This window comes from Stenotrophomonas sp. AG209, from assembly GCF_003550055.1.
In the GTDB taxonomy this organism is placed as follows: domain Bacteria; phylum Pseudomonadota; class Gammaproteobacteria; order Xanthomonadales; family Xanthomonadaceae; genus Stenotrophomonas.
The window spans coordinates 46218-71547 of record NZ_QXDB01000002.1; the positions used below are offsets into that span (position 1 = coordinate 46218).

At 67.0% G+C, this 25330-nt stretch carries 20 protein-coding genes and 1 pseudogene; 20 read left to right on the plus strand and 1 reads right to left on the minus strand.

Going from position 1 to position 25330, the window contains the following annotated elements; all coding sequences use genetic code 11:
• Positions 1-98: 98 nt before the first annotated feature.
• The 18 genes and pseudogenes from rpsB (at position 99) to DFO63_RS11985 (ending at position 22357) form a co-directional block, all read left to right on the plus strand.
• The gene (gene rpsB, locus DFO63_RS11900) at positions 99-905 is read left to right on the plus strand and encodes a 30S ribosomal protein S2 (RefSeq protein WP_005408748.1); all 807 of its coding nucleotides are present in this window, start codon (positions 99-101) and stop codon (positions 903-905) included.
• Positions 906-1031: 126 nt separating this feature from the next.
• On the plus strand, positions 1032-1907 hold the full coding sequence (tsf, locus tag DFO63_RS11905; RefSeq protein WP_049446244.1) for a translation elongation factor Ts: 876 nt from the start codon (positions 1032-1034) through the stop codon (positions 1905-1907).
• A 256-nt stretch (positions 1908-2163) separates the two neighbouring features.
• A complete protein-coding gene (locus tag DFO63_RS11910) occupies positions 2164-3702 on the plus strand; it encodes a GGDEF domain-containing protein (RefSeq protein WP_119007026.1) in 1539 nt (512 codons plus the stop codon).
• Positions 3703-3823: 121 nt separating this feature from the next.
• Complete coding sequence (pyrH, locus tag DFO63_RS11915; RefSeq protein ID WP_005415854.1) at positions 3824-4552, plus strand: UMP kinase; 729 nt, start codon at positions 3824-3826, stop codon at positions 4550-4552.
• A gap of 96 nt (positions 4553-4648) precedes the next feature.
• Positions 4649-5203 carry a ribosome recycling factor gene (gene frr / locus DFO63_RS11920; RefSeq protein ID WP_014036506.1) on the plus strand — a complete coding sequence of 185 codons (555 nt, stop codon included), beginning with the start codon at positions 4649-4651 and terminating at the stop codon, positions 5201-5203.
• A gap of 5 nt (positions 5204-5208) precedes the next feature.
• Entirely contained in the window at positions 5209-5976 is a 768-nt protein-coding gene (uppS, locus tag DFO63_RS11925) for a polyprenyl diphosphate synthase (RefSeq protein ID WP_032956844.1), read from the plus strand.
• Positions 5973-6809, plus strand: coding sequence for a phosphatidate cytidylyltransferase (locus DFO63_RS11930; RefSeq protein ID WP_049446250.1), 837 nt, complete (start codon positions 5973-5975; stop codon positions 6807-6809). The genes uppS and DFO63_RS11930 overlap by 4 nt, the downstream gene beginning before the upstream one ends.
• A gap of 2 nt (positions 6810-6811) precedes the next feature.
• On the plus strand, positions 6812-8002 hold the full coding sequence (locus DFO63_RS11935; protein ID WP_119007028.1) for a 1-deoxy-D-xylulose-5-phosphate reductoisomerase: 1191 nt from the start codon (positions 6812-6814) through the stop codon (positions 8000-8002).
• Between the two features lie 55 nt (positions 8003-8057).
• Positions 8058-9416 (plus strand): RIP metalloprotease RseP, encoded by a 1359-nt coding sequence (gene rseP, locus DFO63_RS11940; protein WP_119007030.1) that lies wholly within the window; start codon positions 8058-8060, stop codon positions 9414-9416.
• A gap of 74 nt (positions 9417-9490) precedes the next feature.
• Positions 9491-11854 carry an outer membrane protein assembly factor BamA gene (gene bamA, locus DFO63_RS11945; protein WP_049446256.1) on the plus strand — a complete coding sequence of 788 codons (2364 nt, stop codon included), beginning with the start codon at positions 9491-9493 and terminating at the stop codon, positions 11852-11854.
• Between the two features lie 435 nt (positions 11855-12289).
• Positions 12290-13312 (plus strand): UDP-3-O-(3-hydroxymyristoyl)glucosamine N-acyltransferase, encoded by a 1023-nt coding sequence (gene lpxD, locus DFO63_RS11950; protein WP_119007032.1) that lies wholly within the window; start codon positions 12290-12292, stop codon positions 13310-13312.
• Positions 13309-13767, plus strand: a complete 459-nt coding sequence (fabZ, locus tag DFO63_RS11955) for a 3-hydroxyacyl-ACP dehydratase FabZ (protein WP_005415845.1) — start codon at positions 13309-13311, stop codon at positions 13765-13767. Before lpxD ends, fabZ begins: the two co-directional genes overlap by 4 nt.
• A gap of 16 nt (positions 13768-13783) precedes the next feature.
• Positions 13784-14575: an acyl-ACP--UDP-N-acetylglucosamine O-acyltransferase gene (gene lpxA, locus DFO63_RS11960; protein WP_014036498.1), complete on the plus strand. Its 792-nt coding sequence runs from the start codon at positions 13784-13786 to the stop codon at positions 14573-14575.
• Between the two features lie 92 nt (positions 14576-14667).
• A pseudogene (gene lpxB / locus DFO63_RS11965) lies at positions 14668-15831 on the plus strand (lipid-A-disaccharide synthase); the annotation flags it as partial.
• The gene (locus DFO63_RS11970) at positions 15828-16493 is read left to right on the plus strand and encodes a ribonuclease HII (protein WP_119007034.1); all 666 of its coding nucleotides are present in this window, start codon (positions 15828-15830) and stop codon (positions 16491-16493) included. The pseudogene lpxB and the gene DFO63_RS11970, both read left to right, overlap by 4 nt.
• Positions 16494-16759: 266 nt before the next feature.
• A complete protein-coding gene (dnaE, locus tag DFO63_RS11975; RefSeq protein ID WP_014036495.1) occupies positions 16760-20350 on the plus strand; it encodes a DNA polymerase III subunit alpha in 3591 nt (1196 codons plus the stop codon).
• Between the two features lie 64 nt (positions 20351-20414).
• Positions 20415-21284: a hypothetical protein gene (locus tag DFO63_RS11980; protein WP_075674934.1), complete on the plus strand. Its 870-nt coding sequence runs from the start codon at positions 20415-20417 to the stop codon at positions 21282-21284.
• 113 nt (positions 21285-21397) lie between these two features.
• Positions 21398-22357, plus strand: coding sequence for an acetyl-CoA carboxylase carboxyltransferase subunit alpha (locus DFO63_RS11985; RefSeq protein WP_049446267.1), 960 nt, complete (start codon positions 21398-21400; stop codon positions 22355-22357).
• Positions 22358-22682: 325 nt separating this feature from the next.
• On the opposite strand, the gene DFO63_RS11990 is transcribed toward DFO63_RS11985, so the two are convergent.
• Positions 22683-23138, minus strand: coding sequence for a CopD family protein (locus DFO63_RS11990; RefSeq protein ID WP_014036492.1), 456 nt, complete (start codon positions 23136-23138; stop codon positions 22683-22685).
• A gap of 149 nt (positions 23139-23287) precedes the next feature.
• Here DFO63_RS11990 and DFO63_RS11995 point away from each other — a divergent pair, with 149 nt between their 5' ends.
• The gene (locus tag DFO63_RS11995) at positions 23288-23878 is read left to right on the plus strand and encodes a class I SAM-dependent methyltransferase (RefSeq protein ID WP_049446269.1); all 591 of its coding nucleotides are present in this window, start codon (positions 23288-23290) and stop codon (positions 23876-23878) included.
• 93 nt (positions 23879-23971) lie between these two features.
• Positions 23972-25279 (plus strand): polyhydroxyalkanoate depolymerase, encoded by a 1308-nt coding sequence (gene phaZ, locus DFO63_RS12000; RefSeq protein ID WP_119007036.1) that lies wholly within the window; start codon positions 23972-23974, stop codon positions 25277-25279.
• The last annotated feature ends 51 nt before the right edge of the window (positions 25280-25330 follow it).

Consider the following 25330-nt stretch of genomic DNA (forward strand, 5'->3'; position numbering starts at 1 on the left):
AACAGGGAAGCCCAACCCCGGAACCGATCGCGCTTCCACGCGTCCCGCATACCTATCCCCGCGGGCGGAATCGCTGGTTCCATATCAGGAGTATTGCAATGCCCCAGGTCACCATGCGTCAGATGCTGGAAGCCGGCGTCCACTTCGGCCACCAGACCCGCTACTGGAACCCGAAGATGGCTCCGTACATCTTCGGCGCCCGCGGCAAGATCCACATCATCAACCTGGAAAAGACCGTCCCGCTGTTCAACGACGCGATGAACTTCATCTCGTCGGTTGCCCAGAAGCGCGGCACCGTCCTGTTCCTGGGCACCAAGCGCAGCGCCCGCGAAACCATCAAGGAAGAAGCCGAGCGTTGCGGCATGCCGTTCATGAACCAGCGTTGGCTGGGCGGCACGCTGACCAACTTCCGTACCGTCAAGCAGTCGGTTGCCCGCCTGAAGGAACTGGAAGCCGGTGAAACCGACGGCACCTTCGAGAAGCTGGTCAAGCACGAAGTGCTGGGCCTGCGTCGCGAGCGCGACAAGCTGGAAGCCTCGCTGGGCGGCATCAAGGACATGAACCGTCTGCCGGACGCCATCTTCGTGATCGACATCGGCCACGAAGACATCGCGATCAAGGAAGCCAAGAAGCTGGGCATCCCGGTCATCGCCGTGGTCGACACCAACTACAACCCGGAACTGGTTGATTACGCCATCCCGGGCAACGACGACGCCATCCGCGCTGTGCAGCTGTACGCCCGCGCCGCTGCCGACGCCGTGCTGGAAGGTAAGGCCGCTGCTCCGCACGCCGCTTCGGTGCGCGAGGAAGAGTTCGCTGAAGCCGCTGCTGAAGGCGAAGAGAAGCCGGCCCGCCGCGCTCCGGCCAAGAAGGCTGCCAAGAAGGGCGACGACGCCCAGGCCTGATCCAGGCCCCGGGGTGGACGCCCGGCGTCCACCCTCCCTGCACGCCGCCCTTGGCGCGTGACAGGACCGTGTCACACGGGCCGGCCACCATGCCGGCCCAACCCCTTTCTTTCGTGAGGTAATCCCGTGGAAATCACTGCTTCCCTGGTCAAGGAACTGCGCGAGCGCACCGGCGCCGGCATGATGGAATGCAAGAAGGCGCTTACCGAAGCCAACGGCGACATCAACGCTGCTGCTGAAGCCATGCGCAAGTCCGGCGCTGCCAAGGCCGACAAGAAGGCTGACCGCGTGGCCGCCGAAGGCCGTCTGGGCCTGGCCCAGGACGGCGGCAAGGCCGTGCTGGTCGAAGTCAACTCGGAAACCGACTTCGTCGCCAACGACGACAACTTCAAGTCCTTCGTCAACGCCGTCGCCGCCGCTGCCCTGGCATCGGGCGCCACCGACGTCGAAGCCGTGAAGGCTGCCAAGCTGGCCGACGGCCGCACCGTTGAAGAAGCCCGCGCCACCGCCGTGCAGACCCTGGGTGAGAACATCCAGATCCGTCGCATGGTGAAGGTGGATGGCAACAACACCATCGGCGCCTACGTCCACACCAACGGCAAGGTCGGCGTTCTGGTCGATCTGGTCGGCGGCGACGTCGAGCTGGCCCGCGGCCTGGCCATGCACGTGGCCGCGCTGAAGCCGCCGCACAACAAGGCTGCGGACGTCCCGGCCGAGTTCGTCGAGAAGGAAAAGGAAATCGAGCTGGCCAAGATGTCCGAGAAGGACAAGGCCAAGCCGGCCGACATCCTGGAAAAGATCATCAGCGGCAAGATCAACAAGATCGTCAGCGACGTGACCCTGTACGGCCAGACCTACGTGCTGGGCGACACCACCGTCGAGCAGGTGGTCAAGGCCGCTGGCGCCGACGTGGCAGGCTTCAAGCTGCTGATCGTCGGCGAAGGCATCGAGAAGGTGGTGGAAGACTACGCCGCCGAAGTTGCCAAGGCGATGCAGGTCTGATTCCAGCCTTCCGGCTGTGAAGCGACCAGAAGGAGCCGCGGGAAACCGCGGCTCTTTTTTTATGCCGGTGAACCTGTGGGTGCGCACCGTTGGTGCGCACAGCCTCCGTTGGTGCGCACAACCGGCACCTTTGCGTTGCGCGCGAATCAAGCCGATACTCGGCGCAGGGAATCCACAGTCACATAGCAGGAACGAAAATCGCGGACTGTGATGCATTCCTAGGTATTCTTGTCCTAATGGAATTGAACGACCCGACATGCCTCCCGAGCTGACAGCTGCCCTGGCGCTCTGCCGCAACCTGCCTTCGCCACCCGGTATTGCCCTGCGCATCATCGAACTGGCCCAGGACCCGGAAGCGGACATCGCCACCGCCGCCGACATCATCGCCATCGACATGGCGCTGAGCGCTCGCATGCTGCGCATCGCCAATTCGCCGCTGTATGCCAGCCGCCGCCGCATCGAAAACCTCGGCCAGGCGCTGACCATGCTGGGCCTGAACGCCACGATCAGCCTCGCCCTGGGTTTCACCGTCACCCAGGGCCTGACCGGCGGCACCGGCGCCGACCATGACCTGCGCCAGCGCGCGTGGAAGCGCAGCATCCTCAGCGCCCTGGCCGCCAGCCAGCTGGGCCAGGCGCGCGGTCTGCGCCGGCTGGAGGAACTGATGCTGGCCGGCCTGCTGCAGGACCTGGGCGTGCTGTGCCTGGCCCAGGCCGAGTCGGAGCGCTACCTGCCGCTGCTGCGCGAGGCACGCGACAACATCGACCTGGTCGCCCGCGAGCGCGAGGAACTGGGCTGCAGCCATGCCGAGGTCGGCGCCTGGGTGGCCGAGCAATGGGGCCTGCCCCGCTACCTGGTCGAGAGCATCAGCCACAGCGAGGACGAGGACGCCGCCGAATCGCCGTTCCAGGCCTGCGTGCAGCTGTCCGGCGCGGTGGCCGACATCTGGCTGGATACCGACGCCGATGCCGCGCGTGAGCGCGCCCTGCAGCAGGTGCACGACCGCCTGGAACTGGACAGCGCGCGCTTCGACCAGGTCCTGGCCCGCATCAGCGACGCCCTGCCCGACATCGCCAGCCTGTTCGATGCCGGCCTCAATTCACCGTCCCGGGTGCGCGAGCTGATCGATCACGCGCAGGAGCTGGCGACGCTGCGCAACCTGCGCGAACTGCAGGATGCCGACCAGGCACGCCGCCGCGCCGACGAGTTCGAGGCGCGCGCCAAGCGCCTCGCCGACCAGGCCCATCGTGACGCGTTGACCGGCGTGCTCAACCGCCGCCAGCTGGAAGCGGTGCTGGAGCAGGAATTCCTGCGCGCCGGCCGCCAGGGCTGGCCGTTGTCGGTGGCCTTCATCGACCTGGACGACTTCAAGAAGATCAACGACGCCCACGGCCACCTGACCGGCGACGAGGTGCTGCGCGCCTTCGCCGGCAAGCTGCAGGGCCAGCTGCGCAACAGCGACACCGTCGCCCGCTTCGGCGGCGAGGAATTCGTCGCGCTGCTGCCCAATACCAGCGAAAGCGTGGCCCTGGACGTGATCCGCCGGGTGCTGGCCAACATCGTCGCCACGCCGATGGCCGAGCTGGAGGGCGGGCCGCTGTTCGTCACCTTCTCCGCCGGCGTGGCTACCCAGGGTGGCTACGAGCGCTTCGCCGACGTGCAGGACCTGCTGCGCGCGGCCGACGATGTGCTGTACCGCTCCAAGAACCTGGGCCGCAACCGGGTGATCGCCCGCTCACCGGGCGCCCTCGGCCACGACGAGCTGTCGGCCACTGCCGGCGCCGAGCTGGGCTGAACGGGAAGCCCCGGTTGACCGGGGCGAATCACCGGATTCTGCGCCGCAGTGCACAAAACACTTTGGCACGACGCCGCATGCGCGTAGAATCGCCCGCGATTTCCACGCACCCGAGGTCCCCATGTCCAAGCTCGCCTATCGCCGCATCCTTCTGAAACTGTCCGGGGAGGCGCTGATGGGAGATGAGGACTACGGCATCGACCCGAAGATCATCAATCGCCTGGCCCGTGAGGTCATCGAAGCCCAGCAGGCCGGTGCCGAAGTGGCGCTGGTGATCGGTGGTGGCAACATCTTCCGCGGCGCCGGCCTGGCCGCTGGCGGCATGGACCGGGTCACCGGCGACCAGATGGGCATGCTGGCCACGGTCATCAACGCCCTGGCCATGCAGGACGCCTTGGAGAAGCTGGGCGCCAAGGCCCGCGTGATGAGCGCGATCAAGATCAACGACGTGTGCGAGGACTACATCCGCCGCCGCGCCATCCGCCATCTGGAAAAGGGCCGCCTGGTGATCTTCGCGGCCGGCGTCGGCAGCCCGTTCTTCACCACCGATTCCGGCGCCGCCCTGCGCGCGATCGAGATCGGCGCCGACCTGCTGCTGAAGGCCACCAAGGTCGATGGCGTGTACGACAAGGACCCGAACAAGCACAGCGATGCGGTCCGCTTCGACAGCCTGAGCTACGACGAAGTGATCCGCCGTGGTCTGGAAGTGATGGACACCGCGGCCTTCGCACTGGCCCGCGACAGCGACCTCCCGATGCGCGTGTTCGACATGGGCCAGCCGGGCGAGCTGCTGAAGATCCTCAACGGCGCGAACATCGGCACCCTGGTCCAGGGCCGCGACCCGGCCTAAGCCTGAGCGCAAAGCGACGACCGGGCCGATTCAGGCCCGGCAGCGTCCCGTATTCGCCTATAATCGCCCGATTCCAGATACATCCAGGACCGGGCGATGCTCAACGACATCAAGAACAACGCGCAGACGCGCATGGCCAAGAGCATCGACGCTCTGAAGCACACCCTCACCTCCATCCGGACCGGGCGTGCCACGCCGGCCCTGCTGGACCGCGTGACGGTCAGTGCCTATGGCAACGCCAGCACCCCGCTGAACCAGGTTGCCTCGATCTCCAACGCCGACGCGCACTCGCTGCTGGTCACGCCGTTCGACAAGAGCATGATCAAGGAGATCGAGAAGGGTCTCTACAACGCCGAGTTCACCCCGAACACCCTGGGCACCGCGATCCGCATCAACATGCCGCCGCCGACCGAAGAGCGCCGCAAGGAGCTGGCCAAGCAGGTGCAGAAGGAAGGTGAAGGCGCCAAGATCGCGATCCGCAACATCCGCCAGGACGCGAACAAGGAAATCGCCAAGCTGGTCAAGGACAAGGCGATCAGCGAAGACGAGAAGAAGCGCGGCGAAGACGACATCCAGAAGCTGACCGACGCCAACATCAAGGACGTCGACAAGGTCGTCGCCGACAAGGAAAAAGAACTGCTGTCGGTCTGAAGTCGATGCCTTCAGCCCCGCCTCCGTTGCCGGCCGCCCTGCCCCGCCACATTGCCATCATCATGGATGGCAATGGTCGCTGGGCACAGCAGCGCCGTCGCCCCCGCGTGATCGGCCACCGTGCCGGCGCGCGCGCGGTCAACCGCACCATCGAGCGCTGCCTTGAACTGGGCATTCCGGCGCTGACCCTGTTCGCCTTCTCCAGCGAGAACTGGGGCCGGCCGCAGGAGGAAGTGGATGCGTTGATGAAGCTGTTCCTCGGCGCACTCGACCGCGAAGTGGACGAGCTGCACCGGCGTGGCGTGCGCGTACGCTTCATCGGCGAACGCGAGCGCTTCGGTGCAGGGCTGGTCAGCCGCATGCAGCTGGCCGAGCAGCGCACCGCCGACAACACCACCCTGACCCTGTCGATCGCCGCCAGCTATGGTGGCCGCCAGGACATCGCCCGCGCCGCGCGCGCCCTGGCCGTCGAAGTGGCGGCCGGTCGCCTGTTGCCCGAGCAGATCGACGAATCGCTGCTGGGCAGCCAGGTCGCCCTGGCCGACCTGCCGCCGCCGGACCTGTTCATCCGCACCGGCGGCGACACCCGCATCAGCAATTTCCTGCTGTGGCAGCTGGCCTACACCGAGCTGTGGTTCACCGAGGCCCTGTGGCCGGACTTCGATGCCGGGCAGCTGCAGCAGGCGCTTGACGCCTATGCCGGCCGCGAGCGTCGTTTCGGCCTGACCAGCGCCCAGATCGCCGCACTGGCCACCGAGACTTCCAGCCCATGACCAAGACCCGAGTCCTCGCCGCACTGATCATGGCGCCGGTTGCCATTGCGGCGATCCTGCTGCTGCCCACGCAATGGCTGGCCGCCGCCGCCGCCGCGGTGCTGCTGATCGGCCTGTGGGAATGGCTGAAGCTGGCCGGTATCGAAGACACCCTGGCGCGCACCGTGCTGCTGGTGCTGAACCTGCTGCTGATGGTGCTGCTGGTCTGGGCCGATGGCAGTACGCTGGTGCTGTTCCAGATAACCACCCTGGCCGGCGTTGCCTGGTGGCTGGCCGCGCTGGTCTGGCTGCGCTTCTTCAACTTCGGTGCACAACCGTCGGCGCCCTCGCGCATCCTGAAGATGCTGGCCGGCACCCTGGCCATCGTGCCGGCCTGGGCCGCGCTGGTGCTGATCCATGCCGGTGGCGATCCGCCGGGCAAGCAGGGCCACCTGTGGCTGCTGGCTGCACTGGCGCTGGTGTGGGCGGCCGACTCGGGCGCCTATTTCGCCGGCCGCCATTTCGGCAGGCACAAGCTGGCCCCGCGGATCAGCCCCAACAAGACCTGGGAAGGCCTGTTCGGCGGCCTGCTGGCCGGTGTCGCCGTGGCCGTCGGCCTGGGCTGGCTGGCCGGCATCGATACCGCACACCTGCCGGGGCTGCTGATCACCTCGGTGGTGGCCGTGTTCGCCTCGGTGCTGGGTGACCTGTTCGAAAGCCTGATCAAGCGCCACGCCGGCGCCAAGGATTCGGGCCACCTGATCCCCGGCCATGGCGGCGTGCTCGACCGTGTCGACGGCGTCCTCGCCGCCGTGCCGGTGTTCGCGCTGGGCAAGGAAATCTTCGGGTTCTGACCATGAATGCTGCTGCAGACCTGCGCCGGGTCGCCGTATTCGGCGCCACCGGCTCGATTGGTGCCTCCACGCTGGACGTGATCGCCCGCCACCCGCAGCGCTACCAGGCCACGGTGCTCGCCGCCGGTCGCCAGGTGCAGGCGCTGTTGGCGTTGTGCCGCCAACACAAACCCGCGCACGCGGTGATCGCCGACGAGTCGCTGTTCGCCGAACTGCGTGACGGCCTGCGCGACGCCGGACTGGCCACCGAGGCCCATGCAGGCAATGCCGCGCTGGACCAGCTGGCCGCCAGCGACGCCTGCGACACCGTGGTCGCGGCCATTGTCGGCGCTGCCGGCCTGTCCTCGACCCTGGCCGCGGCCGCCGCCGGCAAGCGCATCCTGCTGGCCAACAAGGAATCGCTGGTGCTGGCCGGCGAACTGCTGACCCGCACCGCCGAACGTGCCGGTGCCGAAATCATCCCGATCGACAGCGAACACAGCGCGATCTTCCAGTGCCTGCGCTCGCGCGACGCCAGCGTCGACGGCGCCGGGGTGCGCCGGATCCTGCTGACCGCCTCCGGCGGCCCGTTCCGTGGCCGCAGCCGCGCCGAACTGGCCCAGGTCACCCCGGCCCAGGCCGTTGCCCACCCGAAGTGGTCGATGGGACCGAAGATCTCGATCGATTCGGCGACGTTGATGAACAAGGGCCTGGAAGTCATCGAGGCCCACCACCTGTTCGGCGTGCCCGGCGAACGCATTGAGGTGCTGGTACACCCGCAGAGCCTGGTCCATTCGCTGGTCGAGTTCGTTGACGGTTCGACCCTGGCGCAGATGGGCCTGCCGGACATGCGTACCACCCTGGCCGTCGGCCTGGGCTGGCCGCAGCGCATCGAATCGGGCGTGGCCGGGCTGGACCTGCTGGCCCAGGGCCGGCTGGATTTCGAAGCCCCGGACACCAACGCCTTCCCCTGCCTGGCCCTGGCCTGGCAGGCAATGCAGGCCGGCGGCACCGCCCCGGCGGTGCTGAACGCCGCCAATGAAGAGGCGGTTTCAGCGTTTCTTCAGGGCCGGATCGGTTTCCTGACGATCCCGGAGCTGGTTGCTAACGCTCTTTCAACACTGCCGACCCAGCCAGCCGATACACTGGAGGTCCTGTTGTCCGCCGACCAGCGGGCACGCCAGCTCACCCTGAACGCCATCGACGCCGCCTGAACGACCGCCTCGCCCAGCATGACGCCGCCGCCCCTGCCCGCCACTGTGAGCCTGCATGACTGACTTCATCGGATCGGTCTGGTGGATGATTGTCAGCCTCGGGCTGCTGGTCACGTTCCACGAGTTCGGGCATTACTGGGTCGGGCGCCTGTGCGGGGTCAAGATCCTGCGTTTCTCGGTCGGCTTCGGCCGGCCGCTGTGGTCGCGTCGCGACAGGCACGGTACCGAGTTCGCCATCGCCGCCATCCCGCTGGGTGGCTACGTGAAGTTCCTCGACGAACGCGAGGTCGAAGTCCACCCGCACGAACGCGGCCAGGCCTTCAACCACAAGACCGTCTGGCAGCGCATCGCCATTGTCGCCGCCGGCCCCATCGCCAACCTGCTGCTGTGCATCCTCCTGCTGTGGGCGATGTTCGTGATCGGCAAGCAGGATTACTCGCCCACCATCGGCCGCGTCAGCGGCATCGCCGCCAGTGCCGGCCTGGCCAGCGGCGACCGCGTGCTGCGCGTGGACGAGCGCCAGGTAGTCACCCTCGGCGAGGCCAGCATGGCGCTGACAGCGGCCGCGATGGACCGCCGCGACGTGAAGCTGGAAGTGCTGGATACGGCCGACCAGGTGCGCACGCGCACCCTGCCGCTGTCGCAGCTGCCGGCGGGTTTCGATGAACGGCGGGTGCCGATCCTGGCCGGCATGTACTGGCAGTCGTGGCTGCAGCCGGCGCTGGTCGAGTCGCTGACCCCGGATTCGGTCGTCAGCGGGCAACTGCAGCCGGGCGACCTGATCGTGGCCATCGACGGCCAGCGCATCGACGGCGCCGACCAGGTGATCGGTGAGATCCAGGCGCTGGGGCGTGCCGGTGGCCCGGGCATGATCGAGGTCCTGCGTGGCGGTGAGCGCCTGGCGCTGGAAGTCACCCCGCGCCAGGGCAAGGACGGCAAGGGCAACCCGGTCTGGCAGATCGGCGTCGGCTTCCCCACCACCTACAGCCCCGCCTACGACACCCTGCTGCGCTACGGGCCGCTGGACGCGGTGACCGTCGCGGTGCGCGAAACCGGCCGCCTGGCGGCCGACTCGCTGGGCATGATGGGCCGCATCGTGACCGGCAAGGCCTCGCTGCAGAACGTTTCCGGGCCGGTCACCATCGCCCGCGTGGCCAATGTCTCGGCCAAGCGCGGCCTGGACTGGTTCCTGCAGTTCCTTGCCCTGCTGTCCCTCAGCCTGTGCATCATCAACCTGCTGCCGATCCCGATCTTGGACGGCGGCCACCTGCTGTATTACCTTATCGAGTTGGTCAAGGGCAGCCCGCTGAGCGAGCGTGCCATCGCCGCCGGCCAATACATCGGCCTGGCGTTGCTGGCCGGGCTGATGGGGTTGGCGTTCTACAACGACATCCTCGGCCTGGTCCCGCGATGAACTTTTCCACGTTGTTGCCGTCTACAGCGTCGGCATCCCGCACCAATGAAATCGACCTTCCTACCGGACGTGACATGACGCGACTCCCCAATCGCCGCCTGCTGGCCCTCGCCCTCGCCGCCGTCACCGGCGCTCCCGCCCTGGCCCAGGCAGCCGAGCCCTTCACTGTCAGCGACATCCGCGTCGATGGCCTGCAGCGCATCAGCTCGGGCACGGTGTTCACCTACCTGCCGGTGGAACGTGGCGAGACGGTCACCGACAACAAGGTCGGCGAGACGATCCGCGCCCTGTACAAGACCGGCTTCTTCGAAGACGTGCAGCTCGACCGCCAGGGCACGATCCTGGTGGTGACCGTCAAGGAACGCCCGGCGATCAACAAGCTGACCGTGACCGGCAACAAGGACATCAAGTCCGACCAGCTGCTCAAGGGCCTGTCCGACATCGGCCTGACCGAAGGCGGCACCTTCGATCGCCTGAGCCTGGACCGCGTGACCCAGGAACTGCGCCGCCAGTACAACGACCGCGGCAAGTACAACGTCGACATCACCCCGACGGTGAGCCCGCTGGACCGCAACCGCGTGGACATCGCCATCGCCATCAAGGAAGGCAAGGCGGCCAAGATCCGCCACGTCAACCTGGTCGGCACCGAGAAGTACGAGAGCAAGGACATCCTGGAGACCTGGGAGTCCAAGGAGCACAACTGGGCCTCGTGGTACCGCCGTGACGACCAGTACTCCAAGGAAAAGCTGTCCGGCGACCTGGAAAAGCTCAACTCCTGGTACCTGGACCGCGGCTACGTCGATTTCAGCATCGATTCCACCCAGGTCTCGATCAGCCCCGACAAGCGCGACATGTTCCTGACCGCGGGCGTGACCGAGGGTGCGCAGTACAAGATCTCCGAGATCAAGGTCAGCGGCGACACCATCCTCCCGCAGGAGGACGTCGAGCGCATGGTGATCCAGAAGTCCGGCGACACGTTCTCGCGCGCCCTGCTGGAATTCAGCTCGGACACCATCACCAATTCGCTGTCCAACATCGGCTACGCGTTCGCCAAGGTGAACCCGATTCCGACCACCAACCGCGCCGAGCAGACCGTCGCCATCAACATGCAGGTCGTGCCCGGCCCGCGCGTGTCGGTGCGCCGCATCCTGTTCCGCGGCAATACCCGTACCTCCGACGAAGTGATGCGTCGCGAGCTGCGCCAGTTCGAGAACAGCTGGTACTCGCAGGCCGCGATCGACCGCTCCAAGATCCGCCTGCAGCGCCTGGGCTACTTCGAATCGGTGGAAGTGGAAACCCCGGCCGTCAGCGGCAGCAACGACCAGGTCGACGTCGTCTACAACGTCAAGGAAACCACCTCGGGCAGCTTCGTGTTCGGCCTGGGCTACTCGCAGTCCTACGGCATGACCACCTCGGTGCAGCTGTCGCAGAACAACTTCCTCGGCGGCGGCAACCGCGTGTCGGTCGAAGCCTCGCGCAGCAGCTACCTGCAGCGCTACGGCTTCAGCTACACCAACCCGTACTTCACCGATGACGGCGTGTCGCTGGGCTACAACCTGTCCTGGCGCGAACTGGACTACTCCGACTTCAACACCGCGCAGTACAACAGCACCAATGGTTCGGCGCAGGTGGTGTTCGGCGTGCCGCTGACCGAGACCGACACCGTCTCGCTGATGTTCGGCATCGACAGCAACCAGATCACCACCTACGAAGGCTCCACCCCGCCGTCGATCATCGACTACATCAATGCGGTCGGTAAGCGTACCTTCCATGCCTGGCGCACCGAGCTGGGCTGGGCGCGCGACTCGCGCAACGACTATTTCATGCCGACCCGCGGCACCTACCAGCGCATCGGCCTGGAAACCACGCTGCCGGGTTCGACCATCGAGTACTACAAGCTGAACTACCAGATCAGCAAGTACTGGCCGATCATGCCGTCGCTGGTGATCAACACCCGCGCGGAGATCGGCTACGGCGATGCCTACGGCAAGGACTACACCCGTGTCATCGACAACGGCGACGGCACTACCCGCACGGTCACCGCCAGCGGCCTGCCGTTCTTCGAGAACTTCTACGCCGGTGGTACCAACTCGGTGCGAGGCTTCGAGGACAACACCCTCGGCCCGCGCGAAGTCACCCGCGGCTACCCCGAAGGGCAGCCGCTGGGTGGTTCGCTGAAGACCGTCGGTTCGGTCGAAGCCTACTTCCCGCGCCTGTTCGACAGCCCGTCGGCACGCGTGTCGGCCTTCGTCGACTTCGGCAATGTCTACAACGGCACCAAGAACTTCAAGGCCAACGAGCTGCGCGTGTCCACCGGTGTGGCCCTGCTGTGGCGCGCCCCGGTCGGCCCGATCTCGATCAGCTACGCCTTCCCGCTGAAGAAGGAAGACGATGACAAGATCGAGCGTCTGCAATTCACGTTCGGTGGCCAGTTCTGAGGAACTCTGTTCCTCAGAACTGATCCACCTCCGGTGAATTGCCCCCGCATTTCACCTATCCCCCGCGCCGTCGGCGCGCCCCCCCTTAACAGAAGGGGGGCTCTCCACCAGACGGGGTGCGAAGCGCCGGGCATTGCCCGGCGTTTTCGTTTGGTCCGGATGCCGGAAGCGCCCGCTCTGCTTTTGATCTTTTCTGTTTTTCCGTGGCTGGCACTCGCGCCACGCCGCCGGAGGTCGGACGGGGCGGGGCTGCGGGGGTGTGAGCCGCATGGATGCGGCGACCAAGGCTACATGGACGTACTTGCGCCGTCCCCCGCAGCCCCGCCCCGTCCGACCCAGCCCATGGGACTGGCTCTGCCGGCCGCGAGGGGCCCTGCCGTTGGCTGCATGACCTCCCCGCATGACCGCAATGGCGTCACACGTTAAACTCCCGCCGTGAATACTCCCACCTACACCGCCCAGCAACTCGCCGAGCAGTTCGGCCTGCAGGTCCATGGCGACCCCGCCACCGCCATCCATGGCGTGGCTACCCTCGCCCACGCCGGTCCTGGCCAGCTGACCTTCCTCGCCAACCCGCGTTACCGCGTCCAGCTGGCCGACAGCCACGCCTCGCTGGTGGTCCTGCGCGCCGACGACGCCGAGGCCGCCCCGGGCGCCGCGCTCGTGGCCAAGGACCCATACACCGCCTTCGCCAAGATCGCCGCGCTGTTCGACATGGCGCCGACCCGCGCGCCGGGCATCCATCCCAGCGCAGTGATCGATCCCGGCGCCCAGGTGGCCGCCAGCGCCCACATCGGCCCGTTCGTCACCATCGGCGCACGCAGTGTCATCGGCGAGAACTGCATCGTCGGCGCCGGCAGCGTGATCGGCGAGGACTGCAGCCTGGATACCGGCTGTGAACTGATTGCCCGGGTCACCCTGGTCACCCGGGTCAAGCTGGGCAAGCGCGTGCGTATCCACCCCGGTGCCGTGCTGGGTGCCGATGGTTTCGGCCTGGCGATGGATGCCGGCAAGTGGATCAAGGTGCCGCAGCTGGGCGGCGTCCGCGTCGGCGACGATTGCGAGATCGGCGCCAACACCTGCGTTGATCGTGGCGCACTGGAAGACACCATCCTCGCCGAGGACGTGCGCCTGGATAATCTGGTACAGATCGCGCACAACGTGCAGATCGGCGCGCACTCGGCCATCGCAGGCTGCACCGGCATCGCCGGCAGCGCCAAGATCGGCCGCTACTGCCTGCTCGGCGGTGCCGTAGGCGTGGTCGGCCACCTCGAGATCTGCGACAAGGTCGTGATCACCGGCAAGTCGGTGGTCCGCAATTCCATCACCGAGCCGGGCGAGTATTCGTCCGGCACCCCATTGACCGACAACCGCACGTGGCGCAAGAACGCCGCGCGCTTCAAGCAGCTGGACGCATTGGCTCGCCGCGTCCTGGCTGCTGGCAAGGAGAAAGAATGAACGATTCGCTGCAGCTTCCGATCGACGTCTGCCAGATCCAGGAACTGCTTCCACACCGCTACCCGTTCCTGCTGGTGGACCGGGTGCTTGAACTCGACGTCGAGGCCAAGCGCATCCTGGCGCAGAAGAACGTCAGCATCAACGAGCCGTTCTTCCAGGGCCACTTCCCGGGCCGCCCGATCATGCCCGGCGTGCTGATCATCGAAGCGCTGGCGCAGGCCGGCGGCGTCATGACCCAGCTCACGCTCGGCCGCGATGCGCAGTCCAAGCTGTTCTACATGGTCAAGGTGGAAAACGCCCGCTTCAACAAGCAGGTCGTGCCCGGCGACGTGCTGATGCTGGATGTGCAGATGAAGCGCCTGATCCGCAACATGGGCTGGTACTACGGCGAAGCCAAGGTCAACGGCGAAGTCGTCGCGTCGGCCGAGGTCATGTGCGCCGGCGCCAAGGGCTGATCCACTGGAGGCAGCAATGACTGACAACGCACCGCGGATCCACCCCACCGCCGTCATCGATCCGGCCGCGCGCCTGGCCGACGATGTGCAGGTGGGCGCCTTCACCCTGATCGGCCCCGACGTTGAAATCGGCGCCGGCACGGTGGTGGGCCCCCATTGCAGCATCCACGGCCCGACCCGGATCGGCCGCGACAACCGCTTCGTCGGCCATGCCGCGATCGGTGGCGAGCCGCAGGACAAGAAGTTCGCCGGTGAGCGCACCGAACTGGTGATCGGCGACCGCAACGTGTTCCGCGAGTTCGTCACGCTCAACCGTGGCACCGGCGGCGGCGGCGGCATCACCACCATCGGCAACGACAACTGGATGCTGGCCTACACGCACGTGGCGCACGACTGCCATGTCGGCAACTTCTGCGTGTTCTCCAACAACACCACCCTGGCCGGCCACGTCACCGTGGGCGACTACGTGATCATCAGCGGCTTCGCCGGTGCCCACCAGTTCTGCCGCATCGGTGCGCATGCCTTCCTCGGCATGGGCGCGCTGACCAATGGCGATGTACCGCCGTTCACCATGGTCGGTACCGATTCGCTGGGCCGCCCGCGCGGCATCAACAGCGAAGGCCTGAAGCGCCGCGGCTTCGATGCCGACCGCATCTCGGCCATCAAGCGTGCCTACCGCACGCTGTACGTGGCTGGCCTGCCGCTGGCCGAGGCCAAGGTGCAGCTGACCGAACAGGCGCGTGACAGCGATGACGTGAAGGCCATGCTGGACTTCATCGAGCACGCCGAGAGGCCCTTGCTGCGATGAGCAGCACGACCGGCCAGGCGCCGGCCGGCGCCGCGGTGATTCCGCTGGCCTCGATGGCCGGCAGCGTTCCCGCGCAGCGGGTGCTCAGCGAGCGCCCGTTGCGGATCGCGCTGGTTGCCGGTGAAGCGTCCGGCGACCTGCTCGGTGCGGGCCTGGTGCGTGAACTGAAGGCGCGCTTCCCGAATGCCGAGTTCGCCGGCATTGGTGGCGATGCCATGCGCAGCGCTGGCTGCCAGACCTGGCACGATGCCAGCGAGCTGGCGGTGATGGGCCTGACCGAAGTGCTGCGCCACCTGCCGCGACTGCTCAAGCTGCGCTCGGCGTTCCGCCAGCGCGCCCTGGAATGGCAGCCGGACGTGTTCATCGGTATCGACGCACCCGACTTCAACCTGGGCATCGAGCGCTGGCTGAAGCAGCGCGGCGTACGCACCGTGCATTACGTCAGTCCCTCGGTCTGGGCCTGGCGCGAGAAGCGCGCCGAGAAGATCGGCAGCAGCGCGGACCTGGTGCTGTGCCTGTTCCCGATGGAACCGCCGATCTATGCCAGGCACGGCATCGACGCGCGCTTCGTCGGCCACCCGATGGCCGATGACATTCCGCTGCAGGGCAACCGCGAGGAAGCACGCGCCGCGCTCGGCCTTCCGACCTCGGCCAAGGTGCTGGCGGTATTGCCGGGCAGCCGCCTGGGCGAGATCTCGCGCCTGGGCGAACCCTTCTTCGAAGCCGCCTGGCAGGTTTCCGAACGCATTCCGGGCCTGCATGTGGTGGTGCCAGCCGCCAACCCGGCCTGCCGGCAGCTGATCGAAGAACAGCTGTCGCGCTCGGCGTTGCCGGTGGCCTATTCGCACGTGCTGGATGGCCAGGCGCGCAACGCGATGATCGCCGCCGACGTGGTGGTGCTGGCCTCCGGCACCGCGACCCTGGAAGCCATGCTGGTGAAGCGGCCGATGGTGGTCGGTTACCGCGTCAATGAACTGACCTACCGGCTGGTCAAGGCGCTGGGCCTGATCAAGGTCGACCGCTTCGCCCTGCCCAACATCCTGGCCGGCCAGGACCTGGCGCCGGAGCTGATGCAGCACGACTGCACGCCGGACAGGCTCGCCGCGGCCATCCAGCAGTGGTTCGACCACCCGCAGCGGGTGATCGACCTGCAGGACACATACGTGCGCCTGCACGAGCGCCTGCGCCGCAACGCTTCGGCGCGTGCCGCCGATGCCGTCGGCGAGCTGCTGATGCGCGACCAGGCGCAGGCATGAGCCGCCGTCACGCCGCAGCGGCCAGCCTGGCCCTGTTCGACGGCGCGACGGTGGTCGAGCCGGAGCGCCTGGTCGCCGGTGTCGACGAGGCCGGGCGTGGCCCACTGGCCGGGCCGGTGGCGGTGGCAGCGGTGGTATTCGATCCGTCACGGCCACGCATCAACGGCCTGGACGATTCCAAGCAGTTGACCGCTGCCCGCCGCGAGCAGCTGCATGACCGCATCGTCGAGCGCGCCCTGGCCTGGCATGTGGTGCTGGTGGACGTGGACACCATCGACCGCCTGAACATCTACCAGGCCACCCTGCAGGGCATGCGTGACGTTGTTGCAGCGGTCGCCCATGTGGCCGGCTTCGCCCGCATCGATGGCAACGTGGTGCCCAAGGGCCTGGTGCTGCCGGCGCAGGCGCTGGTCGGCGGCGATGGCATCGACCGCGCGATCATGGCCGCCTCGATCCTGGCCAAGGTCTCGCGCGACCGTTACATGCAGGACGTGCATACCCGCCACCCGCAGTACGGCTTCGAGCAGCACAAGGGCTACGGCACCCCGGCCCACCTGGCCGCCCTGCGCGAGCACGGCCCCTGCGTGGAGCACCGGCGCAGCTTCGCCCCGGTGCGTGAATGCCTGGAAGCGGCGCAGGCGGCCACCATCGCGATCGCCTGAACGGCTGCCACAACCCAGCTGGGAAACCGTCCCCCTGAGTCAGGGGGACGCGCCCTTGGCGGGAGGGTGTGGAAGCGTGGTGAGACGGGGCCCGCGGTTCGCCTGCGAACCATGGGCAGCGAGAGCGCGAATGCGATATCGCGTGCCGTCAAGAGCTTGTCGCCTCCCCCTGCCCTCGCTACCCTGACCGGGCACTCCAGCGCATCCCGACCCCGGCGACGATTTCCGTCAGCACCCGGGGCCCGCGCGCTCCAACCTGGTCCGGCATGTCCAACTCCCGCTTCGTACATCTCCACGTCCACACCGAGTTCTCGCTGGCGGACTCGACCATCCGCGTGCCGGCCAAGCCCGACCAGGCGGACCCGAAGAAGGCCAAGCAGGCCAACCTGCTGTCGCGCTCGGTCGAACTCGGCCTGCCTGCGCTGGCGGTGACCGACCTCAACAACCTGTTCGCCCTGGTCAAGTTCTACAAGGCGGCCGAAGGCGTGGGCATCAAGCCGATCGCCGGCGCCGACGTGCTGATCGCCGAGGAAGGCCAGGACCCGTGGCGGATGACTCTGCTGTGCCGTGATCGCGAGGGCTACCTGAGCCTGTCGCGCCTGCTGACCCGCGCCTGGATGGAAGGCCATCGCCCGGAAGGCGGCGTGGCCGTGCACCCGGACTGGCTGAAGGCCGGCAACGCCAACCTGTTCGCGCTGGCCGGCCGGCAAAGCCTGGCCGGGCGCCTGGCGCTGGACGGCAAGCATGAACTGGCCGAGCAGCAGCTGGCCGACTGGCAGCGCGTGTTCGGCGATGGCCTGCACCTGGAGCTGACCCGCACCGGCCGCGAGGGCGAGGAAACCTTCAACCAGTTCGCGCTGATGGCCGCCGGCCAGCGCGGCCTGCCGGTGGTGGCCAGCAATGATGTGCGCTTCCTGTCTCCGTCGGACTTCAGCGCGCACGAAGCGCGCGTGTGCATTTCCACCGGCCGCGTGCTGGACGACCCCAAGCGTCCGCGCGAATACAGCGACCAGCAGTACCTGAAGTCGGCCGAGGAGATGTGCGCGCTGTTCGCCGACATCCCCGATGCGATCGACAACACGCTGGCGCTGGCCGAGCGCTGCAACATCGAGATGCGGCTGGGCACCTACTTCCTGCCCAACTACCCGGTGCCGGACGACGAGACCCTGGACACCTGGATCCAGAAGATGTCGCGCGACGGCCTGGAAGAGCGCCTGGAGAAGAATCCGCTGGCGCCGGGCAAGACCCGCGAAGAGTATTTCGAGCGCCTGGAATTCGAGCTCAACACCATCATCAAGATGGGCTTCCCGGGCTACTTCCTGATCGTGGCCGACTTCATCCAGTGGGGCAAGAACCAGGGCATTCCGATCGGCCCCGGTCGTGGTTCGGGTGCCGGTTCGCTGGTGGCGTGGGCGCTGAAGATCACCGATCTGGACCCGCTGCCGTACAACCTGCTGTTCGAGCGATTCCTCAACCCGGAACGCGTGTCGATGCCCGACTTCGACATCGACTTCTGCATGGACCGCCGCGACGAGGTGATCGACTACGTCGCACGCAAGTACGGGCGTGAGCGCGTCAGCCAGATCATCACCTACGGCACCATGGCCGCCAAGGCGGTGGTGCGCGACTCCGGCCGCGTACTCGGTTTCCCGTACGGCCTGGTCGACGGTGTCTCCAAGCTGATCCCGAACATCCTCGGCATCCACCTGAAGGATGCGCTGGGCAAGGGCAAGGAAGGCCCCAGCTCTGAGATGGCGTCGGCCGAACTGATCCAGCGCTACGAGACCGAGGACGATGTCCGCGACCTGATCGATCTGGCGCTGCAGCTGGAAGACCTGACCCGCAACGCCGGCAAGCATGCCGGTGGCGTGGTGATCGGTCCCGAGCCGCTGAGCGAGTTCTGCCCGCTGTACGCCGAACACGACGAGAACGGCCTCGGCAAGAACCCGGTCACCCAGTTCGACAAGAACGACGTGGAAGAAGTGGGCCTGGTGAAGTTCGACTTCCTTGGCCTGCGCACGCTGACCATCATCGACTGGGCGGTGAAGGCGATCAACAAGCGCCATGAGCGCGCCGGCATCCCGCCGGTGGACATCGCCGCGATCCCGCTGGACGACACGCCCACCTACAAGGACATCTTCGCCAACGGCAATACCGGCGCGGTGTTCCAGTTCGAATCCTCGGGTATGCGCCGCCTGCTGAAGGATGCGCGCCCCGACCGTTTCGAAGACCTGATCGCGCTGGTGTCGCTGTACCGCCCCGGCCCGATGGACCTGATTCCCTCCTTCAACGCGCGTAAGCACGGCCAGGAAGAAATCATCTATCCCGATCCGCGCACCGAAGCCATCCTGAAGGACACCTACGGCATCATGGTGTACCAGGAGCAGGTGATGCAGATGGCGCAGATCGTCGGCGGCTACTCGCTGGGCGGCGCCGACCTGCTGCGCCGCGCGATGGGCAAGAAGGTGCCGGCGGAAATGGCCAAGCACCGCGAGATCTTCCGCGAAGGCGCGGCCAAGGACGGCGTGGACGAGGCCAAGGCCGATGCGATCTTCGACCTGATGGAGAAGTTCGCCGGTTACGGCTTCAACAAGTCGCACGCCGCTGCCTATGCGCTGGTCAGCTACCAGACCGCCTGGCTGAAGCGCCACTACCCGGCCGAGTTCATGGCCGCCACGCTGTCTTCCGACCTCGACAACACCGACAAGGTGGTCGGCTTCCTCGACGAGGTGCGCAACCTCGGCCTGACCGTGCTGCCGCCGAAGGTGAACCAGTCCGCCTTCATGTTCGAGGCGGTGACGCCTGACACCATCCAGTACGGCCTGGGCGCGATCAAGGGCGTCGGCCAGGGTGCCTGCGAAGCGGTGGTCGACGAACGCCTGAAGGGCGGCGAGTACAAGGACCTGCTCGACTTCTGCACCCGCGTCGGTTCGGCCAAGCTCAACCGGCGCACGCTGGAAGCGATGATCAACTGCGGCGCACTGGATGAGCTCGGCCACAACCGCGCCTCGCTGATGCTGCAGCTGCCGGAGGTGATCAAGGCCACCGACCAGATGGCGCGCGAACGTGCGTCGGGCCAGAACTCGCTGTTCGGCGGCCCCGACCCGAGCGCGACCACGATCCAGCTGGACCTGCCCGAAGCCGAGGAATGGCCGCTGTTGCAGCGCCTCAATGGCGAGCGCGACACGCTGGGCTTCTACCTCAGCGGCCACCCGTTCGATCCCTGGCGCGACGACGTGCGCGACCTGGTCGGCAACGACCTGGGCGCGGTGGAGAAGATCTGGAGCGCCAACAGCGGTGGCGGTGGCGGCGGCGAAAAGCGCTGGCGTCCGGAAGTGCAGACCGTGCTGGCCGGCCAGGTGGTCGGCGTGCGCCGCAAGGGTGAGAGCCAGATCTTCATCCAGCTCGAGGACGGCCGTGGCCGCGTCGAGTGCAGCGCGTTCTCCGACGCGATGGCCGAGTTCGGCCACCTGATGACCAAGGACCGCATCCTGGTGGTCAAGGGTGGCCTGCGCGAGGACGAATTCAACGGCGGCTTCGCGCTGCGCATCCGCCAGTGCTGGGACTTCGACGAAGTCTGCGCCAACTACGCCACGCGGCTGTCGCTGCGCCTGGACCTGCGCCAGCAGCGCCCGGTCTGGGAGCGCATCGACGCCCTGCTCGACCGCCATCGCCCCGGGCGAACGCCGCTGCGCCTGGACCTGCTGCTGAAGGGGCCGCACGGTGGCGTCGCCGGCATGCTCGATGTGTCCGGGCAGAGCGCGGTGCGCATCGATTCCAAGCTGATGGAGGCGCTGCGCGCCGACCCGGCCGTGCGCACGCTGAAGGTGCGCTACAGCCCGCCCTGGGCCAGCTGAGGCTGGCTCCCTGGTGTTCCTGTCCCCCCTGTTTCCCCGTTCCAAGTATCAAGGACGATTGCCGATGAAGACCCTGCTGTTCCCGTTCGCTGCCGCACTGGCCCTGGCCGCCTGCTCCCCGTCGAAGATCGAGTTCCAGATCGACAACCCGACCGACACGCCGCTGGCGTTGAGCATCGACGGCCAGGACCTGCCGGTGGCCGCGCAGGGTTCGCGCCCGGTCTCGCTGGCCATCGGCGAGCATCGCCTGCACACCGACAAGCTCGGTGATGTGCGCTTCATCGTCTACGTCGACGGTCGTGGCGGGCTGATCAACCCGACCCTCAGCGAGTACGTGATCGCCCGCGAGATCTATGTCACCGACGAGAGCAAGGTGAAGAACTTCGGCGTCGGCAATTCCGGTATCCAGCTGGGCGGCGTCGACTTCGAAGGCCCGTTCGAGAAAAGCCACGCACTGTTCATCGACAAGACCTGGACCTACGGCGTGCGCGAACCGTTCCCGAAGGAAAAAGTGGTGGCCCATGTTGATTCCAGCGGCGGCCAGATCGTGGCCAAGGTGTTCACCGCCCCTGACTTCATCGCCTACGTCGAAGAAGGCATGGGCGAGCCGGGTGCGTTCAAGCGCGAGCAGCCGGCCGGCTACGTGGCCCCGGTGTTCAGCCTGGAACCGGCCCCGGCCAGCCTGCCGGCGCTGGTGCCGGCCTTCGAGGCGCATGCCGCGCCGCTGCGCGAGGTCTATGCGCGCTGGCTGAAGGCCACCACCGCCGATGAACAGAAGGCCCTGCGCAAGCAGGACTTCGCCGCGCAGATGGCCTTCACCTCGGCCACCGCCAGCCTGGGCGGCAACCTGGGCCGGGAGGCCAACGAGGCCTACAACGACTTCGTCTCCCAGCGCAGCCAGCTGATGGGCCGCAGCGCCCTGGTGGTGCCCTGAGCTGACTGGCGCCCCCTGCGCGGCTGCGCTACCGTCGCCTTCCAGACGAAGGCGTACGGGTGGTTTGCACGCATTCGGCTAGAATTCCCCCCTTCTTTACACGACGGCTTCCGATGAATCCGAACTACCTCGACTTCGAGCAACCCATCGCCGACCTGGAAGCCAAGATCCAGGAGCTGCGCAACGCCAGTGCCGGGCCGGCGGTCAATGTCGAGGCCGAAGTGCACGCGCTGCAGGACAAGCTGCGCATGCGCACCGCGCAGATCTTCCGCAACCTGACCTCGTGGCAGGTGCTGCAGCTGGCCCGCCACCCGTCGCGTCCGTACACCGCCGACTACATCCGCATCATCTGCGATGAGTTCCAGGAGCTGGCCGGTGACCGTGCCTTCGCCGACGACAAGGCCATCATGGGTGGCCTGGCGCGCATCAACGGCCGCGCGGTGATGGTGATCGGCCACCAGAAGGGCCGTGACACCAAGGAAAAGATCAAGCGCAACTTCGGCATGCCCAAGCCGGAGGGCTACCGCAAGGCGCTGCGCCTGATGAAGATGGCCGAACGCTTCGGCCTGCCGGTACTGACCCTGATCGACACCGCCGGCGCCTGGCCGGGCATCGACGCCGAATCGCGCGGCCAGTCCGAAGCGATCGCGCGCAACCTGATCGAGATGGCCGAACTGAAGGTGCCGATCATCTGCACCGTGATCGGTGAAGGCGGCTCCGGCGGCGCGCTGGCGCTGGGCGTGGGCGACCGTACCGTGATGCTGGAATACGCGGTGTACTCGACCATCACCCCGGAAGGCTGCGCCTCGATCCTATGGAAGGATGCCGGCAAGGCCAAGGATGCCGCCGAGCAGCTGGGCCTGACCGCCCCGCGCCTGAAGAGCCTGGGCCTGGTCGACAAGGTCGTGCGCGAGCCGACCGGTGGCGCCCACCGCAACCCGACGCAGATGGCCAAGCGCCTGAAGGCCGTGCTGCTGAACGAGCTGGACGCGCTGGACAAGCTGTCCACCGAGCAGCTGCTGGAACAGCGCTACACCCGCCTGCGCAGCTACGGCACGTACGAAGCGGCGTGATCGCTACCTGACGTCGGACAAAAAAAGAGCCGGGCAGATGCCCGGCTTTTTTGTCTGTACCTCGCACAGTATCTACGCATAGCGTGAATTCACCGGGTGCAGCTGCGGCCGTTGACGTTCGGGCCCGCCATGAGCGAGCCGAGCATCGCAGGGGAATCAGGGGCGAAGAGGCGCCGGTGTCTGAGCGCAGCGAGTTCGGCGCCGTCCCCTGATTCACCGAGAAGCACAGGGAACCGGTGCGCAGCACCGGCTCGCGTTCGGCGGCGTGTTCTTTGGTTACTTTCTTGCACGAGCAAGAAAGTGACATGTTCGAACGCCCGGGATCTCAGAACGGCTTGGCCAGCACCAGCCACACGATCGGAATGAACGCCAGCAGCGGGATCTCGTTGATCCAGCGCAGCGCGCGCGACGACGGCAGCGCCCTGCCCTTGGCCACGCCCTTCAGCAGCCGCCCGATCCAGATGAAATACGCCAGCAGCACCACGACCAGCCCCAGCTTGGCGTGCAGCCAACCGGCACCGCCCGGGGCGACCATGGTCGGGAAGTCCGGAATGACCTTGTAGCCCAGCCACAGCACCAGCCCGAGCAGGAATGCCAGGCCGAACATCGAGTGGCCGAAGCGGTACAGGCGCAGGCCCATCAGCTGCAGGCGCTCGGTCACCGCCGGCTGGCCTGCGGTCTCGGCCAGGTTGACCAGGATGCGCGGCAGGTAGAACACCGTGGCCATCCACGCCACCACGAACACGATGTGGAAGGTCTTGACCCAGTAGTAGCTCTGCATGCGCTCGCTCCGGCGGCTGGCGTAGGTTGGCGGCCATTCTCGCATGCCATGGCAAGGCGGCCGCAGGCACGCACGCCGCGACACATCGACGCATGGCGCGCCGCAACACCGTACGATAGGCGCCGTTTTCCCCGATCGCGCACCGCCCCATGGACAAGACCTACGACGCCGCCTACTTCCAACGCTGGTACCGCCGCGCCGACATCGGCGGCAGCGCCCGCCTGGCGCGCAAGGTCGCGTTGGCCGTGGCCAGCGCCGAGTACTATCTGGAGCGGCCGATCCGCAGCGTGCTGGACATCGGCTGCGGCGAAGGCGCCTGGCGCGCGCCGCTGCTGAAGCTGCGTCCGAAGGTCGAATACCTCGGCTTCGACAGCAGCGAGTACGCTGTGCGCCGCTACGGCCGCACCCGCAACCTGCACCTGGCCCGCTTTGGCGACTTCGCCTGGCTGCGGCCCTGCGCCCCGGTCGACCTGCTGGTCTGCTCGGACGTGATGCACTACGTGCCCGACCGCGAGCTGCGTGCCGGACTGGCCGGCGTGGCGGAGCTGACCGGCGGCGTGGCCTTCCTGGAGACCTTCGCCGCCGAAGACGCGTTCGAGGGCGACCACGAGGGCTTCCAGGCCCGCCCGGCGCGCTGGTACCGACGGACGCTGGCCCGGCAAGGCCTGCAGCCGGTCGGGTCGCACTGCTGGCTCGGCCCCGCCTTGGCAGGCGATGCGGCCGCGCTGGAACGGATGTGAATCCGGATTCATTATTTTCAGCCGACTTAACCTGCGGGACACCCGGATGGGATATGCTGCGCGGCAACATATGACCATACATATTCGGTCGTCATGCTCTATCAACTGCACGAACTGACCCGCAACCTGCTCGCCCCCTGGGTGCACCAGGCCCAGGCCAACGCCAAATTCTTCGCCAACCAGGGCCACTGGTGGTCGCAGATGCCCGGTGCCGATCGCCTGGCAGCGGTCAATGAACTCTTCCACCGCATCGGCAAGGATTACGAGAAGCCCGAGTGGGGCATCAACGAAATCGACGTCGATGGCGAGCGCGTGCCGATCGTCGTGCACGAGGAAGTGAGCAAGCCGTTCTGCAAGCTGCTGCGCTTCAAGCGCCACAGCAATGAAGCCGACCAGCTGCACACCATGCTCAACCAGCCGTTCGTGCTGGTGGTGGCGCCGCTGTCCGGCCACCACGCCACGCTGCTGCGCGATACCGTGCGCACGCTGCTGCGCGACCACCGCGTGTACGTCACCGACTGGGTCGACGCGCGCATGGTGCCGTCCAGCGAAGGCGAATTCGGCCTGGACGATTACATCGCCTATATCCAGGAGTTCATCCGCCACCTTGGCGTGGAGCGCCTGCACGTGGTGAGCGTGTGCCAGCCGACCGTGCCGGTACTGGCTGCGGTTTCGCTGATGGCCAGCCGTGGCGAACCCACGCCGCGCACGCTGGTGATGATGGGTGGCCCGATCGACGCCCGCTGCAGCCCGACCGCAGTGAACAACCTGGCCACGCAGAACCCGCTGTCGTGGTTCGAGAACAACGTCATCCACACCGTGCCGGCCAGCTATCCCGGCGCCGGCCGCCGCGTGTACCCGGGCTTCCTGCAGCACGCCGGGTTCCTGTCGATGAACCCGAGCCGCCACTTCAGCTCGCACTGGGATTTCTACACCGACCTGGTCAAGGGCGACCTGGAAGACGCCGACGCGCACCGTCGTTTCTACGACGAGTACAACGCGGTGCTGGACATGCCGGCCAAGTATTACCTCGACACCATCCGCGTGGTGTTCCAGGACTTCCTGCTGCCGCGTGGCGAGTGGGTGGTCAACGGCGAGAAGGTCGATCCGTCGGCGATCCGCGAGACCGCGCTGCTGAGCATCGAAGGCGAGCTGGACGACATCGCCGGCCTCGGCCAGACCGAAGCCGCGCAGGCGCTGTGCACCGGTATCGCCGCTGACCGCCGCGAGCATTTCATCGTCGAAGGTGCCGGCCATTACGGCATCTTCAGCGGCCGTCGCTGGCGCGAAGTGGTGTACCCGAAGGTGCGCGACTTCTTCGCCGCACATGCCGAAGCACCGGCGGCGAAGGCCACGAAGAAGAAGAGCAACGTGACCCCCTTGCGCCGCAAGGCGGGGTAATGCCCCGCCCGACCCGGGGTCGGACCCCTTTCCAACGGAAAGGGCTCTGAC

Coding starts and splice junctions, on each gene's coding strand:
- rpsB (WP_005408748.1), top strand. CDS start 99: ATGCCCCAGGTCACCATGCGTCAGATGCTGGAAGCCGGCGTCCACTTC.
- DFO63_RS11910 (WP_119007026.1), top strand. CDS start 2,164: ATGCCTCCCGAGCTGACAGCTGCCCTGGCGCTCTGCCGCAACCTGCCT.
- pyrH (WP_005415854.1), top strand. CDS start 3,824: ATGTCCAAGCTCGCCTATCGCCGCATCCTTCTGAAACTGTCCGGGGAG.
- frr (WP_014036506.1), top strand. CDS start 4,649: ATGCTCAACGACATCAAGAACAACGCGCAGACGCGCATGGCCAAGAGC.
- uppS (WP_032956844.1), top strand. CDS start 5,209: ATGCCTTCAGCCCCGCCTCCGTTGCCGGCCGCCCTGCCCCGCCACATT.
- DFO63_RS11930 (WP_049446250.1), top strand. CDS start 5,973: ATGACCAAGACCCGAGTCCTCGCCGCACTGATCATGGCGCCGGTTGCC.
- DFO63_RS11935 (WP_119007028.1), top strand. CDS start 6,812: ATGAATGCTGCTGCAGACCTGCGCCGGGTCGCCGTATTCGGCGCCACC.
- rseP (WP_119007030.1), top strand. CDS start 8,058: ATGACTGACTTCATCGGATCGGTCTGGTGGATGATTGTCAGCCTCGGG.
- bamA (WP_049446256.1), top strand. CDS start 9,491: ATGACGCGACTCCCCAATCGCCGCCTGCTGGCCCTCGCCCTCGCCGCC.
- fabZ (WP_005415845.1), top strand. CDS start 13,309: ATGAACGATTCGCTGCAGCTTCCGATCGACGTCTGCCAGATCCAGGAA.
- lpxA (WP_014036498.1), top strand. CDS start 13,784: ATGACTGACAACGCACCGCGGATCCACCCCACCGCCGTCATCGATCCG.
- DFO63_RS11970 (WP_119007034.1), top strand. CDS start 15,828: ATGAGCCGCCGTCACGCCGCAGCGGCCAGCCTGGCCCTGTTCGACGGC.
- dnaE (WP_014036495.1), top strand. CDS start 16,760: ATGTCCAACTCCCGCTTCGTACATCTCCACGTCCACACCGAGTTCTCG.
- DFO63_RS11980 (WP_075674934.1), top strand. CDS start 20,415: ATGAAGACCCTGCTGTTCCCGTTCGCTGCCGCACTGGCCCTGGCCGCC.
- DFO63_RS11985 (WP_049446267.1), top strand. CDS start 21,398: ATGAATCCGAACTACCTCGACTTCGAGCAACCCATCGCCGACCTGGAA.
- DFO63_RS11990 (WP_014036492.1), bottom strand. CDS start 23,138: ATGCAGAGCTACTACTGGGTCAAGACCTTCCACATCGTGTTCGTGGTG.
- DFO63_RS11995 (WP_049446269.1), top strand. CDS start 23,288: ATGGACAAGACCTACGACGCCGCCTACTTCCAACGCTGGTACCGCCGC.
- phaZ (WP_119007036.1), top strand. CDS start 23,972: ATGCTCTATCAACTGCACGAACTGACCCGCAACCTGCTCGCCCCCTGG.